The organism is Amycolatopsis anabasis (assembly GCF_009765355.1).
Taxonomy (GTDB): domain Bacteria; phylum Actinomycetota; class Actinomycetes; order Mycobacteriales; family Pseudonocardiaceae; genus Amycolatopsis; species Amycolatopsis anabasis.
In genome coordinates, this window is sequence record NZ_VTHK01000013.1 from 1 (window position 1) to 17431 (window position 17431).

19 protein-coding genes are annotated in these 17431 nt (G+C 71.3%); 8 read left to right on the top strand and 11 right to left on the bottom strand.

The window, feature by feature from the left end; all coding sequences use genetic code 11:
- The first annotated feature begins 70 nt into the window (after positions 1–70).
- On the top strand, positions 71–388 hold the full coding sequence (locus FXO23_RS18375; protein WP_158886484.1) for a zinc-ribbon domain-containing protein: 318 nt from the start codon (positions 71–73) through the stop codon (positions 386–388).
- A 203-nt stretch (positions 389–591) separates the two neighbouring features.
- Here the strand turns inward: FXO23_RS18375 and FXO23_RS18380 are convergent, their stop codons facing one another.
- Together FXO23_RS18380 and FXO23_RS18385 are read right to left on the bottom strand one after the other, a co-directional pair.
- Complete coding sequence (locus FXO23_RS18380; protein WP_158886486.1) at positions 592–1029, bottom strand: DUF3592 domain-containing protein; 438 nt, start codon at positions 1027–1029, stop codon at positions 592–594.
- Between the two features lie 77 nt (positions 1030–1106).
- Positions 1107–2630, bottom strand: coding sequence for a M1 family metallopeptidase (locus FXO23_RS18385; protein ID WP_158886488.1), 1524 nt, complete (start codon positions 2628–2630; stop codon positions 1107–1109).
- Between the two features lie 112 nt (positions 2631–2742).
- On the opposite strand from FXO23_RS18385, the gene FXO23_RS18390 reads away from it, so the two are divergent.
- Positions 2743–3498: a LamB/YcsF family protein gene (locus tag FXO23_RS18390; protein WP_158886777.1), complete on the top strand. Its 756-nt coding sequence runs from the start codon at positions 2743–2745 to the stop codon at positions 3496–3498.
- 196 nt (positions 3499–3694) lie between these two features.
- Here FXO23_RS18390 and menD read toward each other — a convergent pair whose 3' ends face one another.
- Positions 3695–5368 carry a 2-succinyl-5-enolpyruvyl-6-hydroxy-3-cyclohexene-1-carboxylic-acid synthase gene (gene menD / locus FXO23_RS18395; RefSeq protein WP_158886490.1) on the bottom strand — a complete coding sequence of 558 codons (1674 nt, stop codon included), beginning with the start codon at positions 5366–5368 and terminating at the stop codon, positions 3695–3697.
- A 69-nt stretch (positions 5369–5437) separates the two neighbouring features.
- Between menD and FXO23_RS18400 the strand changes: the two genes are divergently transcribed.
- The 4 genes from FXO23_RS18400 (at position 5438) to FXO23_RS18415 (ending at position 9107) form a co-directional block, all read left to right on the top strand.
- On the top strand, positions 5438–6361 hold the full coding sequence (locus FXO23_RS18400; protein WP_158886492.1) for a 1,4-dihydroxy-2-naphthoyl-CoA synthase: 924 nt from the start codon (positions 5438–5440) through the stop codon (positions 6359–6361).
- Positions 6362–6368: 7 nt separating this feature from the next.
- Entirely contained in the window at positions 6369–7523 is a 1155-nt protein-coding gene (gene menE / locus FXO23_RS18405; RefSeq protein WP_158886494.1) for an o-succinylbenzoate--CoA ligase, read from the top strand.
- A 125-nt stretch (positions 7524–7648) separates the two neighbouring features.
- A complete protein-coding gene (locus tag FXO23_RS18410; protein WP_158886496.1) occupies positions 7649–8116 on the top strand; it encodes a hypothetical protein in 468 nt (155 codons plus the stop codon).
- A gap of 118 nt (positions 8117–8234) precedes the next feature.
- On the top strand, positions 8235–9107 hold the full coding sequence (locus tag FXO23_RS18415) for a 1,4-dihydroxy-2-naphthoate polyprenyltransferase (RefSeq protein WP_158886498.1): 873 nt from the start codon (positions 8235–8237) through the stop codon (positions 9105–9107).
- Here FXO23_RS18415 and cds1 read toward each other — a convergent pair.
- The 3 genes from cds1 to FXO23_RS18430 all read right to left on the bottom strand — a co-directional run bounded on the left by cds1 (position 9104) and on the right by FXO23_RS18430 (position 11082).
- Complete coding sequence (gene cds1, locus FXO23_RS18420) at positions 9104–10189, bottom strand: L-cysteine desulfhydrase Cds1 (protein ID WP_158886500.1); 1086 nt, start codon at positions 10187–10189, stop codon at positions 9104–9106. The two genes, FXO23_RS18415 and cds1, sit on opposite strands and share 4 nt — an antisense overlap.
- Entirely contained in the window at positions 10186–10497 is a 312-nt protein-coding gene (locus tag FXO23_RS18425) for a DUF4229 domain-containing protein (RefSeq protein ID WP_158886502.1), read from the bottom strand. The genes cds1 and FXO23_RS18425 overlap by 4 nt, the downstream gene beginning before the upstream one ends.
- Positions 10498–10599: 102 nt before the next feature.
- Positions 10600–11082 carry an Lrp/AsnC family transcriptional regulator gene (locus FXO23_RS18430; RefSeq protein ID WP_158886504.1) on the bottom strand — a complete coding sequence of 161 codons (483 nt, stop codon included), beginning with the start codon at positions 11080–11082 and terminating at the stop codon, positions 10600–10602.
- A gap of 202 nt (positions 11083–11284) precedes the next feature.
- Here FXO23_RS18430 and FXO23_RS18435 point away from each other — a divergent pair, with 202 nt between their 5' ends.
- A complete protein-coding gene (locus FXO23_RS18435; protein WP_158886506.1) occupies positions 11285–11497 on the top strand; it encodes a BldC family transcriptional regulator in 213 nt (70 codons plus the stop codon).
- A gap of 106 nt (positions 11498–11603) precedes the next feature.
- The gene (locus FXO23_RS18440) at positions 11604–11789 is read left to right on the top strand and encodes a hypothetical protein (protein WP_158886508.1); all 186 of its coding nucleotides are present in this window, start codon (positions 11604–11606) and stop codon (positions 11787–11789) included.
- A gap of 9 nt (positions 11790–11798) precedes the next feature.
- On the opposite strand, the gene FXO23_RS18445 is transcribed toward FXO23_RS18440, so the two are convergent.
- The 5 genes from FXO23_RS18445 to FXO23_RS18465 all read right to left on the bottom strand — a co-directional run bounded on the left by FXO23_RS18445 (position 11799) and on the right by FXO23_RS18465 (position 17410).
- The gene (locus FXO23_RS18445; RefSeq protein WP_246257506.1) at positions 11799–13277 is read right to left on the bottom strand and encodes a MinD/ParA family ATP-binding protein; all 1479 of its coding nucleotides are present in this window, start codon (positions 13275–13277) and stop codon (positions 11799–11801) included.
- Between the two features lie 92 nt (positions 13278–13369).
- A complete protein-coding gene (ccsB, locus tag FXO23_RS18450; RefSeq protein WP_158886510.1) occupies positions 13370–14353 on the bottom strand; it encodes a c-type cytochrome biogenesis protein CcsB in 984 nt (327 codons plus the stop codon).
- Between the two features lies 1 nt (position 14354).
- Positions 14355–15971, bottom strand: coding sequence for a cytochrome c biogenesis protein ResB (gene resB, locus FXO23_RS18455; RefSeq protein WP_425484874.1), 1617 nt, complete (start codon positions 15969–15971; stop codon positions 14355–14357).
- Positions 15968–16741, bottom strand: coding sequence for a cytochrome c biogenesis CcdA family protein (locus tag FXO23_RS18460; protein ID WP_158886512.1), 774 nt, complete (start codon positions 16739–16741; stop codon positions 15968–15970). The genes resB and FXO23_RS18460 overlap by 4 nt, the downstream gene beginning before the upstream one ends.
- Before the next feature lie 102 nt (positions 16742–16843).
- Positions 16844–17410, bottom strand: a complete 567-nt coding sequence (locus FXO23_RS18465; RefSeq protein WP_158886514.1) for a TlpA family protein disulfide reductase — start codon at positions 17408–17410, stop codon at positions 16844–16846.
- Positions 17411–17431: the final 21 nt, after the last annotated feature.

The following is a 17431-nucleotide window of genomic DNA, read 5'->3' on the forward strand; positions in this document are numbered from 1 at the left end:
CCCAGGTCCACCGATCCCTCACCGCCTACGACCACTGACCTTGGAATAGGTCATCTAGGAGCGCGATCACATGCTCATCTGGGGTTACCGGCAGAAGGTCCTGCACCTCGCCATGGCGACTTTCCTCTGCGGAACCTGCGGCAATCCGACCGCCCACGCCCTGCGGCGAGCCGTCACGAAGTTCACCCTGTTCTTCATCCCGCTGTTCCCGATCCACTCGAAGTACTTCACCCAGTGCACGTTCTGCGGCGCGACCAACCGGCTGACCAAGGACCAAGCCCAGCAGGTCCTCGCCACCGCCCAGCCCGCCCAAGACCAAGCCGCGCACCAGCCCGCGCCCCAGCAGCCGCAACCCCACCCGCAGTACCAGCACCCCCACCAACCCTGACCCGCTCCGATCCCGCGAGCCGCACGCCCGGGCACCCGAACTACACGCTCGGGCACGCGAGTTGCACGCTCACGCACGCGAACTGCACGCTCGGGACCGCGAGTCGCACGCTCAGGCACGCGAACTGCACGTTCGGGACCGCGAGTTCGTCGGCCGGGAACCGAGGGGGTGGCCCGCCGTCCGGGGAACGCGGCGCGAGCCGGTCAGGCGACCGGGGCGGCGCGGCGGGAACGGTGGCGCAGCCACCACAGCAGGGGGCCCGCGACCAGCCAGGTGAACAGCACGGTGGTGCCCAGGGGCAGCAGGGTGTTCGCGGCGGACCGGCCGGCGACCCGGGCGATTTCCGGGTCGCTGGTGTCGTACTCGATCCGCACCAGGTCACCGGCACGCAGTCCTTCGGGGTAGAGCACACCGGTCGACGGGACGTGCTGGATGCCGTCCGGGGTGTCGAAGCGGATGATCGTGCGGTCGAAGGACACCGAGTCGACCTGGGCGTTCGCGGTGCCGAGGTGGTTCGCGATCGCCCGGTCGTTGCGGATGGCGGCGAACACCAGGGACACGCACAGCACCGTGATCAACACGGCGACCGCGAGGGCCACGCGCCACCAGATGCGCTGCAGCCGCTCCCGTTTCGCCGTCACGAGCCGAGCATAGAGCCGGGGCCGCCACCCGCGTGGACGGGTGGCGGCCCCGGATCGGCCGGACCGATCAGTGCCGGTCAGTGCCGGTGGTGCGCGGCGAGTTCGGCGTGCGTGAGCTGGATCGCCGGGTACGACTTCGGCGCCACCGGCGGGCCGCTCGCGGTGCGGGCCGCCGCGGCGGGCTGGCCGTTCGGGCTGACCGAAGGCTTGCCCTTCGCGTAGATCCAGGTCTGGAACAGCTCGAACAGCGGCTTGCCGGAGATCTTCTCGGCGAGCGCGATGAACTCCGGGATCCGCGCGGTGCCACCCTTCTTCCGCGCCTGCCAGGTCTTCAGGATCGTGAAGAACGCCTCATCGCCGACGGCCTTGCGCAGGGCGTGCACGGCGAGCGCGCCCCGGTCGTAGACCGCGCCGTCGAACTGCTTGTCGGCGCCCGGGTTGGCGACCACGACCTGCCAGAACGGGCTGTCGGCCGGGTACGAGTCGTAGGTGTACTCGGCCAGTTCGTCGGCCGTGCCCTCGCCCTCGTGCTCGGACCACAGGTACTCCGCGTAGGTCGCGAAGCCCTCGTTGAGCCAGATGTCGCTCCACGAGCCGACCGCGACCGAATCGCCGAACCACTGGTGCGCGTTCTCGTGCGCCACCACCGAGGTGTTGGTGCCCGAACGCCAGAAGCCCCGCCCGTACACCGGCCGCGTCTGGTTCTCCAGCGCGAAGCTGAGCCCGTTGGACGCCACGCCGCCCTGCGCCTCGAACGGGTAGGGCCCGAACCGGGTGGCCAGGAACTCGTTGACCTCCGGGGTCCGCTCGATGCTCGCCTTGGCCGCCGGGACCGCCTCGCCGAGCGACGGGTCGTAGGCGGTGATGAACGGCTGGCCGTTCGGCGTGGTCGACTGGAAGATCTCGAAGGCGCCGACCTCCAGCGAGGTCAGGTAGGTGGCCTGCGGCTGGGTGCTCCGCCAGTTCCAGCGGGTCCACCCCGCGCGGTTCTTGGTCTTGCGCACCAGCGTGCCGTTGGACAGCGCCGACACGTTGTCCGGCACCTCCACCGAAACGTCGAAGGTGGCCTTGTCCGTGGGGTGGTCGTTGGACGGGTACCACCACTCCGCGCTCTGCGGCTCGTCCACCGCGAGCGCGCCGTCCGGCGTCTTCTTCCACGCGGTGACCCCGTCGATCACGACCTTCGAGGGCGTGTCCGCGTAGTTGACCACCACGGTGATCGGCTGCCGCGCGGCGAGCGGCCGAGCCGGGGTGACGACCAGTTCGCTCGGATCCTCCGGATCGTTGGCGAACTTCGCGGGCGCGTTGTTCACCCGTACCGAATTCACCTTGAGCCCGAAGTCCAGGTTGAAACTGGACAATTCCTGGGTGGTGGTGGCAAGAATGGTGGTAGTACCGGACAACTGGTCGGTAGTGGGTTGATAAGTGAGCCGAATGTCGTAATGGGATACGTCGTAACCGCCGTTTCCCGCGCCCGGGTAGTAGGAATCCCCGACGCCGGGCGCACCTGCCGCGGGCGCGGCACCGGCCGTGCCGCCCAGCAGGACTGTCACGACACCGGCGGCCACGGCCCCCAGGCCCGCGCGAGTTCGCAGACGCATGTATACCCTCCTTTTGCAACGAGCGCGAAGAACGTAACCGGAAAAACGATCGCCGGTAACGGCCGGAAGGAGGGTCTTGAAATCTGAGAACGAGGCGAGCGCGACGTTGACCATGGATCTCAACAGTGATCTCGGTGAAGGATTCGGGGTCTGGACGCTCGGGGACGACGAGGCGCTCCTCGGGATCGTCTCGAGCGCGAACGTCGCGTGCGGCTTCCACGCCGGCGATCCGTCGATCATGCGGGTCACCTGCGAACGGGCCGCCGCGAACGGGGTGGCCATCGGCGCGCAGGTGTCCTACCGCGACCTCGCCGGTTTCGGCCGGCGCCGGATCGACGTGGCGCCGGGGGAACTCGCCGACGAGGTGACCTACCAGATCGGCGCGCTCGACGCGTTCGCCCGCGCGGCCGGGAGCCGGGTCAGCTACGTGAAACCGCACGGCGCGCTGTACAACGCGGTGGTCACCGACGCCGCGCAGGCCGCGGGGGTGGTCGAGGGCGTGCGCCGCTACTCCCCCGAGCTGCCGATCCTCGGGCTCCCCGGTTCCGAACTCCTGGCGGCCGCCGACGCGGCGGGCCTGGTCACCGTGCCCGAGGCGTTCGCCGACCGCGCCTACACCCCGCGGGGACATCTGGTGTCGCGGCGGGAACCGGGGGCGGTGCTACACGACGTGCGGGAGATCGTGGCGCGCTGCGTGGACATGGCGGTGCACCGCCGGGTGATCGCGATCGACGGCACCGCGCTGCCCGTCGACGCCCGGTCGATCTGCGTGCACGGCGACACCCCGGGCGCGGTCGAGATCGCCCGCGAAGTGCGGGCCGCACTGCTCGCCGCCGACATCGCGCTGCGCCCGTTCGCGCCCGGTTAGTCATCGCTGCCCCCGGAGGGGCGCCCGCTGCGGGATGAGAATTCGGGTGGGTCGCCTCGCGCGGTCGCGTCGAAAGCGCGCGCACTTTCGGGCCGCGTCGCGGCGGTACTTCCCCGCCACGGCGGGTTCCCGGGCACACGGGAGGGCACCGGGTACTGGGAACGCCTCCCAGCCGGAAGTCCTCCTGTTTCTCGGATCAGGAAGAAACGGCCGCCGAGACGGCCGCGCGGAGGCGGGCGTGCAGGTCGCGGTGGCGGGACCGGTCCACCCGCACCTCGACGACCCGCAGGCCGGGCGCCGGGCGCAGGGCGGCGCGGAACTCGGTGAGCGTCTCGGCCACCACGTGCGGCACGTGGTACCCCGCGCACAGCGCGCCGAGGTCGGCGCCGTGCGGAGTGCCGAACACCCGCTCGAAGCTGTCGTTGTGCTCCGGCGCGCCCTGTTCGAGCAGGGTGAAGATGCCGCCGCCGTCGTCGTTGAGCACCACGATCGTCAGGTCCGGGCGCGCCTCGGCGGGCCCGGTGAGCAGGCCGTTCGCGTCGTGCAGGAAGGTCAGGTCGCCGATCAGCGCGTAGGAGTGGCCCCGGTGCACGGTCGCCGCGCCGATCGCGGTGGACACCGTGCCGTCGATCCCGGCCACCCCGCGGTTGCGGTGCACCAGCACATCCGGCCGGATTCCCCCCGCCAAAGCCACGTCCCGGGTCGGGTTGGACGAGCCCACCACCAGCAGCGCGTCCGGGGGCAGGGCGTCCACCAGTTCGGCGGCGAGCCGCAGCCCGCTCGGCCACGGTTCGTCGGCCAGCGCCGTGGTCACCGCCGCCTTCGCCGCCGCGTCCGCCCGCTGCCAGTGGGCCAGCCAGTCCGGATCGGCGGGTTTGGTCGGTTCGGCGAACCACTGGCCGACCTGGCGGACGTTGTGCGCGGGGGCGGGCCAGTCCGAATCGGGCCGCACCAGCAGCACCTCGACGTCCGCGTCCGACAGCAGCGACTGGACCTGCCGGAACACGGTCGGCCGCCCGAGGCACAGCACCTGCTCGGGTTTGTGCGCCGCGATGAACTCCTCGACGCCCAGCAGCCACGCCCCGGACCCGATCGCGGTCGAACCGGCGAGGCCGAGCCCGCCGGTCTCGGACACCACCGGCCAGCCGTGCTGTTCGGCCCATTCGCTGGCCGCCCGCACCCCGGTGTCGCAGGCGATCACCAGGCCGCACCGCGCCGAGGGCACCACGAACGCGGGCAGCGCCCCGAAATCCGGCAGCTCGGTCCAGCGTTCCCCGCCGGGCCGCCCCTCCAGGGACTCGTACCAGTCTTCGTCGCCGTCGATATCCGGTACCAGCGGTTCGCGGAACGGGATGTTCAGGTGCACCGGGCCGCAACGCCATTCGCCGTAGGCGGCGTTCCACGCCCGGCAGATCTGGCTGCGCCAGTAGGAGTTCTGGCCCGCGCGGCGCTCGGCGACGGCCAGTTCGTCGAAGTAGCGGACCGCGTCGCCGTAGAGCTGGTGCTGGTCGATCACCTGGCTCGCGCCCGCGGACCGCAGTTCCGGCGGCCGGTCCGCGGTGAGCACGATCAGCGGCACCCCGGCGCGATCGGCCTCCAGCACGGCCGGGTGGAAGTTCGCCGCCGCGGTGCCCGAAGTGCACAGCACCGCGACCGGGCGGCCGGTGCGCGCGGCGATGCCGAGTGCGAGGAACGCGGCGCCCCGCTCGTCGATCCGCACGTGCAGCCGGAGCTTCCCGGCGGCCGCGGCCTCGTACAGCGCGATCGAAAGTGGAGCGTTGCGCGACCCCGGGCACAACACGACGTGGGAGACGGTGTTGCGGACCAGTTCGTCCACAATGACCCGGGCCTGCGCGGTGGACGGATTCACCGGCGGACTCCTGGTCCGGCGGCAATCCTGGCGCGGCTGTTCACGGGCACACGTCCTATTCTCCCAAACGTGCATGACGCCCAGGTTTCCGAGCTGTTCGACCCGACCGCGTGGACCGAGGTCCCGGGGTTCGAGTTCACCGACATCACCTACCACCGCTCGTCCGAGAGCCGGTCCGGCAAACGCGTCGCGCGGATCGCGTTCCACCGCCCGGAGGTCCGCAACGCCTTCCGTCCACACACCGTCGACGAGCTCCTCCACGCGTTCGACCACGCGCGGCGCAGCTCGGACGTCGGCTGCATCCTCCTCACCGGCAACGGGCCTTCGGCCAAGGACGGCGGCTGGGCGTTCTGCTCCGGTGGTGACCAGCGTATTCGCGGACGCTCCGGCTATCAGTACGCGGCCGGGGAGACCTCGGACACTGTGGATCCGGCCACCGCCGGTCGCCTGCACATTCTGGAGGTTCAGCGGCTGATCCGCTTCATGCCCAAGCCGGTGATCGCGGTCGTCAACGGCTGGGCCGCGGGCGGCGGGCACTCGCTGCACGTGGTGTGCGATCTCACCCTCGCCTCGGCCGAGCACGCGCGGTTCAAGCAGACCGACGCGGACGTGGGCTCGTTCGACGGCGGTTTCGGCTCGGCCTACCTCGCCCGCCAGGTCGGGCAGAAGTTCGCGCGGGAGATCTTCTTCCTCGGCCGGTCCTACACGGCCGAGGAGATGCAGCGGATGGGCGCGGTGAACGCCGTGGTGCCGCACGCCGAGCTGGAAGCCGAGGCGCTGCGCTGGGCCTGGGAGATCAACGGCAAGTCGCCGACCGCGCAGCGGATGCTCAAGTACGCGTTCAACCTCATCGACGACGGGCTCGTCGGGCAGCAGCTGTTCGCCGGGGAAACCACCCGGTTGGCCTACATGCAGGAGGAGGCCGTCGAGGGCCGCGACTCCTTCCTGGAGAAGCGGGCCCCGGACTGGTCCGCGTTCCCGTACTACTACTAGGGCCGTCATGCGCGAGGTGTGGCTCGACGGGAGCCGGGAGTCGATCGACGAGCTGCGCGGGGCGCTCGCCGACGCCCTCGAGGGCGGCCCGGCGGTCCTGCCGCTGAACGCCCGCGACGCGTCCGCCACCGCGCTGCGGGACGCGATGGCGCCGGAGGTCCCGGTCGAAGCGGGCACCGCGGTGCTCATCGCCACCTCCGGGTCGACCGGGGCCCCGAAGGGCGTGCTGCTGTCCGCCGCCGCGCTGCTCGCGTCGGCGACGGCCACGCACGAACGGCTCGGCGGGCCCGGCCGCTGGCTGCTGGCCACCCCGGCGCAGTTCATCGGCGGGCTGCAGGTCCTGGTGCGTTCCCTGCTCGCGGACGCCCGGCCCGCCGCGCTGCCGCCCGGCCCGTTCCGGCCGGACGCGTTCGCCGAGGCCACCGCCGATCTGCTCGCCGGGGACGGCCCCCGCTACACCGCGATGGTGCCCACCCAGCTGGTCCGCCTGCTCGACGCGGGCGGCGCCGGCCTGGCCGCGGCCCGCGCGTTCGACGCGATCATCATCGGGGCCGCCGCCACCCCCGCGGACCTGCGCACCCGGGCCGCCGAGGCGGGGGTGACGATCCGGCCCGCCTACGGCATGAGCGAGACCGCGAGCGGCTGCGTCTACGACGGCCTGCCGCTGGACGGGGTGCGGGTCGAACTGGACGCCGGCGGCCGGATCCGGATCGGCGGGCCGGTGCTGGCACACGGCTACCGGCTGCGGCCGGACCTGACCGGGGAAGCCTTCGGCGGCGGCTGGTTCACCACCGGCGACCAGGGCCGGTTCACCGCCGACGGCAGGCTCGAAGTGCTCGGCCGGATCGACGACGTGATCAACACCGGCGGGGTGAAGGTCGCCGCGGCCGCCGTGGAACGCGCGCTCGCCGCGTGCCCCGGCGTGCGCGAAGCCTGTGTCGTCGGGCTGCCCGATCGCGAATGGGGCGAGGTCGTCGCGGCGGCGGTCGTGCCCGGCGGAGCCGCCCCGCCGGAAGCGGAACTGCGGGCCGCGGTGCGCGAGGCGGCCGGTGCCGCCGCGGTGCCGAAACTCCTCGAGTTCGTCGACACGCTCCCGCTGCGGGGCCCGGGCAAGGTCGACCGCGCGGCGGTACGCGGGGTCTTCGCCCGTCCGGAGCAGTGACGTTGCGCCATCGGCAGCTACTTTCGTCTGCATTTCGCGAGCTAATACCCGGAGCCGGTTGACAGTTCGCTACTCGCCGGTTTTGGCTCGATGCCAAGCTCACGGGGAAGCGAGGAGAACCGAAGATGACCCCTGCCGAATTCGGGAAGATCCGCCGTCCACGTCCGGTCGCCCGCGCCGGGCGAGCGCTCGCGGCCTTGTTCGCGGGTGCGGCCGCGCTGGCGGTGACCGCCGCCCCGGCGAACGCGGACCCGGGGCTTCCGGCGAGCGGCACCCTCACCTGGTCCATCAAACCGGCCGTGCAGCCGGTCGAGGTCGTCGAGTTCGAACCGCATCAGCTCGAGCGCGGGGTCAACGCGGTGTGGGCCGACACGGACGCGACGGTCCCCGCGGGCTCCACGACGGCCGTCGAGGTCCGCGGCCTGACCGCCGAGGGCACCTGGACGGAGTGGGCGCCGATCACCGCCGACGAGTTCGCGGTGCTGCCGCGGAGCACCCAGTCGGTGCAGACCCGGCTGCTGGTCACCAGGTCCCACGACGGCGCGTCGCCGGAGGTCCGCGAGATCGACCTCACCGCCTGGCAGACCTCGTAGCCGCACCTCCCCGAATGCCACATTCGGCGCGTGCGGCGCGGCCGATGTGGCATTCGGCGCGCGGGATGCGCGGGGGGCGGTGCACGGGTGGGTGAACGGTCGGCGAAGAATGATCGCCATGGCAACGGTTTCGGAGTGGATCGAGGGGGCGCGCCCGCGGACTTTGCCCAACGCCATCGCGCCGGTGCTGGCGGGCGTGGCGGCGACGGTCGAACTCGACGCGTTCACCTGGTGGCAGTCGCTGCTCGCGCTCCTGGTCGCGCTCGCCCTGATCATCGGCGTGAACTTCGCCAACGACTACTCCGACGGCATCCGCGGCACCGACGAGCACCGGGTCGGGCCGCTGCGGCTGGTCGGTTCCGGCGTCGCGAAGCCGAAGGCCGTGCTCACCGCGGCCCTGGTCTCGCTCGGCGCCGCCGGGGTGCTCGGGCTCGGGCTGGTCGCCGCGAGCGGCCGCTGGTGGCTGCTCGCGGTGGGCGCGGTGTGCATCGTCGGGGCGTGGTTCTACACCGGCGGCAAGCGCCCGTACGGCTACGCTGGTTTCGGCGAGATCGCGGTGTTCTGCTTCTTCGGGCTCGCCGCGGTGCTCGGCACGGTGTACGTGCAGGCCGGGCGGATCAGCTGGTACGCGCTGGGCTGCGCGGTCGCCATCGGCTGCCTGTCGACGGGCGTGCTGACCGCGAACAACCTGCGGGACATCCCGACGGACACCGAATCCGGCAAGCGCACCCTCGCGGTGCGGCTCGGTGACGCCGGGACGCGGCGGCTCTACCTGGGCCTGGTGCTTGTGCCGTTCGTGGTGACCGTGGCGTTCGGGATCACGAAACCCTTGCTGCTGCTCGGTTTGCTCGCGGCCGGGCTGCTGATCGTGCCGACGCGTGCGGTGCTCGGCGGGAAGACCGGGCCCGGGCTGATCCCGGTGCTGCGGGACACCGGCATGGCCATGCTGGCCTGGGCCGTGCTCACCGGCATCGGCCTGATCGCGGGCTAAGCGCTCGGCGGCAGGAATTTGCCGGTGGCGAAGAACTCGTCCAGCGCGGCGCGGTGCGGGGCGAGGTCGAGGCCCTGCTTGGCGACCCATTCATCGCGGTAATAGGTGTGCGCGTAGCGCTCGCCGCCGTCGCAGAGCAGGGTCACCACGCTGCCGGTCTGCCCGTCGGCGAGCATCCGCGAGATCAGGTGGAAGGCGCCGTAGAGGTTCGTGCCGGTCGATCCGCCCGCCCAGTGCCCGGTGCGCTCGCGCAGCAGCCGGATCGCGGCCAGCGACCCCGCGTCGGGGATCTGGAACATCTCGTCGATCACGCCCGGCACGAACGACGGCTCGCAGCGCGGCCGCCCGATGCCCTCGATCCGCGACGGCATCCCGGTCGCGTAGTCCAGCGCGCCGGTCTGCCAGGCGCCGTAGAACGACGAGTTCTCCGGGTCCACCACGGCGATCCTGGTGGTGTAGCGCCGGTAGCGGACGTACCGGCCGAAGGTCGCGCTGGTGCCGCCGGTGCCCGCGCCGACCACGATCCAGGACGGCACCGGATGCCGTTCCGACCGCATCTGCTCGAACACCGATTCGGCGATGTTGTTGTTGCCGCGCCAGTCGGTGGCGCGCTCGGCGTAGGTGAACTGGTCCAGGTAGTGCCCGCCGCATTCCGCGGCGAGCCGTTCGGCCTCGGAGTACATCGCGATCGGCACGTCCACGTAGTGGCACCGGCCGCCGTAGAACTCGATCAGCTCGACCTTCTCGCGGCTGGTCTTGCGCGGGACGACGGTGACGAAGTCCAGGCCGAGCATCCGCGCGAAGTACGCCTCGGAGACCGCGGTCGACCCGCTGGACGCCTCGATGAGCGTGGTTTCCGGGCCGATCTGGCCGTTGACCAGGCCGTACAGGAGCAGCGAACGGGCCAGCCGGTGCTTGAGCGAACCGGTCGGGTGCACCGATTCGTCCTTGAGGTAAAGGTCGATGCCCCATTCCGGCGGGAGCGGGAACACGTGCAGATGCGTGTCCGCGCTGCGGTTGGCGTCCGCCTCGATGATCCGGACGGCCTCACGCACCCAAGCCCGGCTGTGCGGCCGATTCACTCTCGGGGTTCCTCGGGGTCCTCGCCGCGCAGCTGGGCACGCAGCTTCGCGCGTTCGCGGGCCCGCTTCTCGTTGCGCACCGCGAGCCCGGCGGTGACCCGGGCGTTCAGGCCGCGGAAGGCGAGCAGCCCGATCGGCAGCCCGGCGACGATGCCGACCGCGAGCGCGACGAGCAGCGGCACCTTGACCAGGATCAGCACGACGGCGATGACCGCGACCAGCCCGAACCGGGCCAGCACGTACAGCGTCACGTCCCGGCCGAGATGCTCGGCGCCGGTGCGCTGCTCTTCCTGCGTCTCGCTGCTCACTGTGTTGATCTGCCTCGCTTCGCTCCGCGTGCAGGGCGCTCGCCCCGCACTGCTGGCGGCCTCGGGTGCGGTTGCTACGGCTTGCTCCCGCCCGCACTCAGGTTACGCGTCGCCGCCCGGCTCGCTTTCCGGCAGGTCAAGACCGGCGTGGCTGGGGCGGCCCTCGAACCGGGTGGACAGCACGACCGTGGTGCGCGTGCGGGCGACCCCGTCGATGCGCCGCAGGCGGCCGAGCGTGCGCTCCAGCTGGTCGACCGTGGCCACCCGGACCTTCACCACGAACGCCTCGTCCCCGGCCACCGCGTAGCAGCTCTCCACCTCGTCGAGGCCGCCGAGCGCCTCGGCCACGTCCTCGTCGGCGGCGGTGTCGCTGGGCTGGATGCCGACCAGCGCGGTCACCCCGAGCCCGACCGAACTCGGGTCGACGACCGCGTGGTACCCGGTGATGACCCCGGCCGCCTCGAGCTTGCCGACGCGCTCGTGCACCGAGGAGGCGGACAGCCCCACGGTGCGCCCGAGCTCGGCGTAGGTGGCCCGCCCGTTGGCCCGCAACGCGGCGATGAGCTTGCGATCGACTTGGTCCACCGGGTCACCCTAGCCACGAACTCGCCATGTCCGATTGGGGGCGCTTTGTCCTTTAAGGGCTCTTTACCCAAGGACAACCGTTCGAGTACCTGGCGGGTGAGATGCAACGATTGCGGTGTTGGATACCCGGAGCGACGACTGAACCTTTCCGGCTCGGCCCGCCCACTCCGGTATAGCAGTGAGGTCGTGAAGGAGGCGGAAAATGACCGCGACCATGGGAGGACGACTGCTCACCCCCGGCGAGGTTGCCGCGCTGTTCCGAGTGGATCCCAAGACCGTGACCCGCTGGGCGACCGCGGGGCGCATCGGTTCGATCCGGACCCCCGGAGGGCACCGCCGGTTCCGCGAGTCCGAGGTCAACGAGCTGCTGGCCGAGCTGACCACGGACGCGAACGAGCCGACGCGCAAGCTGTAACCACTTCCGGAAGCTGTGAACGGGTGGGTCGGCACGCCCCGAATCCCGACAAAAGGGTTAACCTCGGGGGAGCAGACCTACACGCGCACTCCGGAAGGGAGCGAGCATGATCTACCTGCTCGCGGCGATCGGCGCGCTCACCATCGCCGTACTGCTGTGGCGCGCGTTCGGCGCCGAGCGGGTCGGCGTGCCGACCCGCCGGGCCCCGCTCGCCCCCGACGACGACCCGGACTTCCTCCGCAAGCTGGGCGAGCAGCAGCGCCGGCCGCGCGACGAGGAGGACGGGAAGTAACCGTCGGTTCTACTTCCGCGGGAACGCGTCGGCGACCGTCGCGGCGAGTTCCAGCAGGCTGAGCCGCGTCTCCGCCTGCAGCCGGTCCAGTTCGATCTCCGCACCTTCTTCCAGGTGCGGATCGAACGGGATCCGGCACACCGCGCGAACCCGGGCGCCGAAGTGCGCGGCCAGTTTGTCGAGATCGACCGAGCCGCCCTTCGGACGCACCGAGTTGATCACCGCGACCGAGCGTTTCACCAGGTCGCCGTAGCCGTGCGCCTCCAGCCAGTCCAGGGTGGCCGAGGCGCTGCGCGCGCCGTCGACCGAACCCGAGGACACGATCACCAGCGCGTCGGCGACGTCGAGGACGCCCTTCATCGCCGAGTGCATCAGCCCGGTCCCGCAGTCGGTGAGCACGATGTTGTAGAAGTGCTCGAGCAGGTTCACCGTGCGCCGGTAGTCGTCCTCGGAGAACGCCTCGGAGACCGCCGGGTCCTGTTCGCTGGCAAGGATTTCCAACCGGCTCGAACCCTGCGAGGTGTACGAGCGGACATCGCTGTAGCGAGTGATCTTGTCCGCGTCGCGCAGCAGGTGCCGGACGGTCGCGGTGGTTTCGATCGGGATCTTCTGCGACAGCGTGCCGCGGTCGGGGTTGGCGTCCACGGCGACCACGCGGTCCCCGCGCAGGGAAGCGAAGGTCGAACCGAGCGTGGTGGTCGTGGTGGTCTTGCCCACACCGCCCTTCAGGCTCAGCATCGCGATCTTGTAGCACCCGCGCAGCGGCTGGTTGACCCGCGCGATCAGCTCCCGGCGCCGCCGGTCGGCCGGGCTCTCCCCCGGGTTGATCAGCTTGCCGCTGGCGACGAACACCGCCTTGCGCCAGCCGGACTGCGGGCGCCGCTTGACCTGCCGGACCAGCTGCGCCGACGAGAGGTCCTCGCCGCCGTGCAGCGCGTGCCGCCCGTGCTGCTGTTGCGGCTGCGGGAGCGGGGGCTGCGGCGGGTAGTGCTCGGGGTGGTACCCGGTCTGGTCGGTGTACTGGCCCTGGTCGGTGTACTGCGGGTGCAGCGGCGGCAACTGCGGGTCGTAGGGCGCGGAGTACTGCGGCTGCTGCTGCGGACCGGACGGCGTCGGATCGGTGTAGTACTGCTGGGTCTGCGCCCCCGGCACCGGGTACGGGCCCGAGGTGGCCGGGTTCACCTGGTGCGGACCGGAGGTCGCCGGGTTCACCGGATGCGGGCCGGACGTGCTGCCGGGATGCGGGGTCGAATCGGTCCGGTCCTCGGAGAACAGGTTGGGCGCGGCCTGCTGCGCGGGCTCCGGCTGCTCGGGCTGCGGCGGGGCCGGTGGCGCGGGCTGAGCCGGCTGAGCCGGCTGGGCCGGTGGCGCCGGTGGCGCCTGCTGGGCCTCCGCGGGCGGGGCCTGCCACTGGGTGGGAGCTTCGGCGGCCAGACCTTCCTGGGGTTCCGGGTGGCCAGGAGCCGACTGGTCGTTGGGTCCGGTCACCGGCGAAATCCTCCTGAACGTCGTCGCGCTGTGCTCTCCAAACGCCCCCCTGCGCGCAGGATACGACGGTAGTCGGCGATTTCGCCGCTTACTCAGCCGACCCCGGCATAGGAGTGCAGGCCGACGGAGACCAGGTTCACGAAGAACAGGTTGAACACGGTCAGCGCGAAGCCGATCACGTTGATGATGGCGGCCCGCTGGCCGCGCCAGCCCGCGGTGGCGCGGGAGTGCAGGTACGCGGCGTAAACCACCCAGGCCACGAAGGCCACGGTCTCCTTCGGGTCCCAGCCCCAGAACCGGCCCCAGGCGGATTCGGCCCAGATGGCGCCGCACAGCACGCCGAAGGTGAACACCGGGAAGGCGAACACCGTGGTGCGGTAGGTGATCCGGTCCAGGATGTCCGCGGCGGGGATCCGGTCGGCGAACCGCGCGAACTTCTTCGGGTTCTTCTCGTGCGCCGAGCGCATCAGGTAGAGCACGCTGGCCACGCCCGGCACCAGGAACACCCCGGAGCCGATGATGGCCGCCGACACGTGGATGACCATCCAGTACGACTGCAGCGCGGGCTGCACCGGCGCGGCGACCGCGTAGAGCATGGTGCCGCCGATGAACATCAGGATCACGATCGGCAGCAGGACGAACCCGGACAGGTGCCGGACCGGGAACCGGCGGGCCATCACGAGCCAGGTCACCACGCCGATGAAGGTGACCGCCATGACGTACTCGTACATGTTGCCCCAGGGCACCCGGCTGGTCGCCAGGCCGCGCAGGACCAGGGCCGACAGGTGCAGCAGCACTCCGAGCACGGTGAGCGCCATGCCCATCCGGCCGATCCGCTCGGCGCGGCCGACCCGGTCCGGGGTGACCGCGGTCGGCGGGACGGTCGACTCGGTGACCACCGGCGCGCCCGCGCCGACGAGTTCCTTGGCGCGTTCGCGGGTGCGCTGGGCGGCGTTGCGGCCCTTGACGCCGAAGGACTGCTCGATCAGGAAGAACAGCAGCGCGAGCACGTAGATCGCGACCGTGGTGGTGTAGGACCAGTCGCTGAACCGCGACAACGTCTCGTTGATCGGCATCTCAGTCCTTCCTCCCGGCCCGCGGTATCTCCACCGCTATCCGGTTGAACTCCTCGCCGTAACCAGCCTGATCGGTGCGGGCCAGCCCGCCCACTTCTACTACAGTACGTCGTAAGTCATCACCGGTCGTCACCGGGGTCACCCGGACCCACAGCCGGCGCCGCTTCACCAGCAGCGAACCGATCAGGCCGGCGAACATCGCGATGGCGAAGCCGAGCACGAAGCCCTGCGTCGGATCGTGCGAGACCTGCAACGCCACCCACTGCTCCACGCCGTCGAACTTGATCTTCGTGCCGTCGTCGAGGGTGAGTTCCTGGCCCAGTTCCAGGTTCTGGCGCGCCACCTTCTTCAGCGCCCCCTTGTCCACCTGGGACTGGTCGACCTCGAAGATCGACTGGCCGCGGCCGGAATCGGTGCCGAGGTCACCGCGCAGCACGTCCACCGCGACCGCCGGGTTCCGCAGCTCGGGGAAGCTGGAAGTCAGCACGTTGCCGTGCAGGAACGCGGTCGGCGCGAACAGCCCGGTGATCGCGAGCTGCTGCTTGCGGCGCTGCTCGGAATCGGTCACCCCGGGCCGGTCGAACTTGGTGGCGCCCTCGGACAGGTAGGTCTGCACGTCCACCGGCCGCCACTGGATCGCCTGGGTGCGGCTGGTCCCGTCCGGGAAGGTCACCGTGAACTTCGGGGCGAAACCGTGGTTCAGCAGGTAGATCCGGTCGCCCGCGATGCGCAGCGGATCGTTGACCTCGAGGTGGTACGGCCGCCAGGCGCCGGTGTTCAGGTCCTCGCCGGTCTGGTACTCGATCGAGGACTCGTAGTGCTCGGGCTGCCCGGCCGGGGTGTACCGGGCCGCGAAGTCGTTGACCTTGAGGCAGAACGGGCTCAGCTTGGTGCCGTCCACGCGGAGGCCCGGGTGGAACGAGTCGTAGGCGTAGATGCCGGAGTTGCAGAACGGCTGGCTGCCGTTGGCCTGCACGATGACCTGGCCCTCGTAGCTGAACAACTTGCCCAGCGCGAAGAAGACCACCAGGCCGAGCATGCCGAAGTGGAAGACCAGGTTCCCGGTCTCGCGCAGGTAGCCGCGTTCCGCGCTGATGCTGCGGACGCCGTTCGCTTCCTCGCGTTCGACCTTGCGCCAGCCCTTGAGGCGGGTGTGCGCGGCGGCGAGCACGTCCTCGGGCGAGGCGCTGACCTCGACGCGGTGGTGGTGCGGCATCCGGCTCAGGTTGCGCGGGGTGAGCACCGGCTGGGCCCGCATCGACCGGACGTACTCGACGCTGCGCGGCGCGAGGCAGCCGACCAGCGACACCATGAGCAGCAGGTAGATCGCGGAGAACCAGACGCTGGAGTAGACGCCGAAGAACTGCAGGCGGTCCAGCAGCTCGCCCCACCAGCCGTGCGCGGCGATGTACTCGTCGGTCTTGGCCGAGTTGAGCGCGCGCTGGGGCAGCAGGGCGCCGGGCAGCGCGGCGAGCGAGAGCAGGAAGAGCAGGACCAGCGCGGTGCGCATCGAGGTCAGCCCGCGCCAGGTGTTGCGCGCGAAGCCGAGGATCCGCGTGACCGCGGACGGGCGGTAGGGCTTCTTCTCCGGCTCGGCCGGGGTTTCGGTGACCGTCACAGCGGCAACACCACGTCGGAGACGAACGCGTCGCGGATCCAGGCGACCAGATCGCCCCAGACCCCGGTGACCAGCAGGATGCCGACCGCCAGCAGCAGGACCCCGCCGGTGAGCTGCACGCGGCGGCCGTTGCGGCGGAGCCAGTCGGTCGCGCGGACCGCCCAGCGGGCGCCGAGCGCGATGAGCAGGAACGGCAGGCCGAGCCCGGCGCAGTAGACGAGCACCAGCACGAACCCGCGGGCCGCCGAGCCGCCGGTCGCGCTGGCCATGGACAGCACCCCGGCCAGGGTCGGGCCGATGCACGGCGTCCAGCCCAGTCCGAAGATCGCGCCGAGCAGGGGCGCGCCGAGCAGGCCGCCCCGCGGCACCTTGTGCGAGCGGACGTCCTTCTGCAGCGCGGGGATCAGGCCGAGGAACACCAGCGCCATGGCGATGGTGAGCACGCCGCCGATGCGCTGCAGCCACTCCTGGTTGGTGGCCAGCGCGTCGGCGAGCCAGACCAGGCTGCCCAGGGTCGCGGTGAACACCACGGTGAAACCGAGCACGAACAGCCCGGCGGCGCCGAGGACGGCGTACCGGCCCCGCTTGCGTTCCTCGTCGGCCTTGACCGCGGGGGCGTCCGCGCCGACCAGTGCGGCGAGGTAGGCCAGGTAGCCGGGGACGAGCGGCACCACGCACGGCGAGGCGAAGGAGATGGCCCCGGCGAGCAGGGCGACCCCGGCGGCGAGCAGCAGCGGACCGGAGGTCGCCAGCTCGGTCACGGAGTTCACCCTGTTGAGGGTAGGGAATGTGGTCCCGGTGAAACCGACCGCCCCGGCGCCCGCGTGACCCCGGCCTCGGGCAGGGGTCGTGGGCGGTCGGCGCGGTGGCGGCTACTCCGCGGCCAGGCGCCGCACCACGGGCACCAGATCGCTCGCCAGCAGCGGGCGCAGGAAGACCGCGGCGACCCGCTGCTGCTTGTCGAGCACGATCGTGGAGGGGATCGCGTTGCGCGGGTACCCGGACAGCTGCAGCAGCGACCGGCCCGGCGGGTCGTAGATCGAGGGGTAGGTCAGGCTCCGGTCCCGCACGAAGTCCTGCGCGGCGTCGCGGTCCGGGTCGCGCACGTCGATGCCGATCACCTGGCCGCCGGAGTTCTTGGTCTGCTGGTGGACCTGCTCCATCTCGGGCGCCTCGCTGCGGCACGGACCGCACCACTGGCCCCACAGGTTCAGCACCACGACCTTGCCCGCGAAATCCGCGGTCGAGAGCTGCTTGCCCTCGTTCATCAGGTCCTCACCGGAGAGCTTCGGCACCACCTGGCGCTCCGGGACGGCGTAGGTGATGTCGACCTTCCCGCCGGGCGCGACGAACTGGAAACTGCTCCCCCGGTCGACGGCGTCCTTCCCGGTGGAACACCCGGTCACCAGGACGGCCGCGAGCACCGCCCCCAAGATCATCTTGCCCCGGCCCCCGCGCCG

What these genes read in the sequence shown, in the direction of transcription:
- FXO23_RS18375 (WP_158886484.1), top strand. Translation starts at nt 71, where the DNA reads ATGCTCATCTGGGGTTACCGGCAGAAGGTCCTGCACCTCGCCATGGCG.
- FXO23_RS18385 (WP_158886488.1), bottom strand. Translation starts at nt 2,630, where the DNA reads ATGCGTCTGCGAACTCGCGCGGGCCTGGGGGCCGTGGCCGCCGGTGTC.
- FXO23_RS18390 (WP_158886777.1), top strand. Translation starts at nt 2,743, where the DNA reads ATGGATCTCAACAGTGATCTCGGTGAAGGATTCGGGGTCTGGACGCTC.
- menE (WP_158886494.1), top strand. Translation starts at nt 6,369, where the DNA reads ATGCGCGAGGTGTGGCTCGACGGGAGCCGGGAGTCGATCGACGAGCTG.
- FXO23_RS18410 (WP_158886496.1), top strand. Translation starts at nt 7,649, where the DNA reads ATGACCCCTGCCGAATTCGGGAAGATCCGCCGTCCACGTCCGGTCGCC.
- FXO23_RS18415 (WP_158886498.1), top strand. Translation starts at nt 8,235, where the DNA reads ATGGCAACGGTTTCGGAGTGGATCGAGGGGGCGCGCCCGCGGACTTTG.
- FXO23_RS18435 (WP_158886506.1), top strand. Translation starts at nt 11,285, where the DNA reads ATGACCGCGACCATGGGAGGACGACTGCTCACCCCCGGCGAGGTTGCC.
- FXO23_RS18440 (WP_158886508.1), top strand. Translation starts at nt 11,604, where the DNA reads ATGATCTACCTGCTCGCGGCGATCGGCGCGCTCACCATCGCCGTACTG.
- ccsB (WP_158886510.1), bottom strand. Translation starts at nt 14,353, where the DNA reads ATGCCGATCAACGAGACGTTGTCGCGGTTCAGCGACTGGTCCTACACC.
- FXO23_RS18465 (WP_158886514.1), bottom strand. Translation starts at nt 17,410, where the DNA reads ATGATCTTGGGGGCGGTGCTCGCGGCCGTCCTGGTGACCGGGTGTTCC.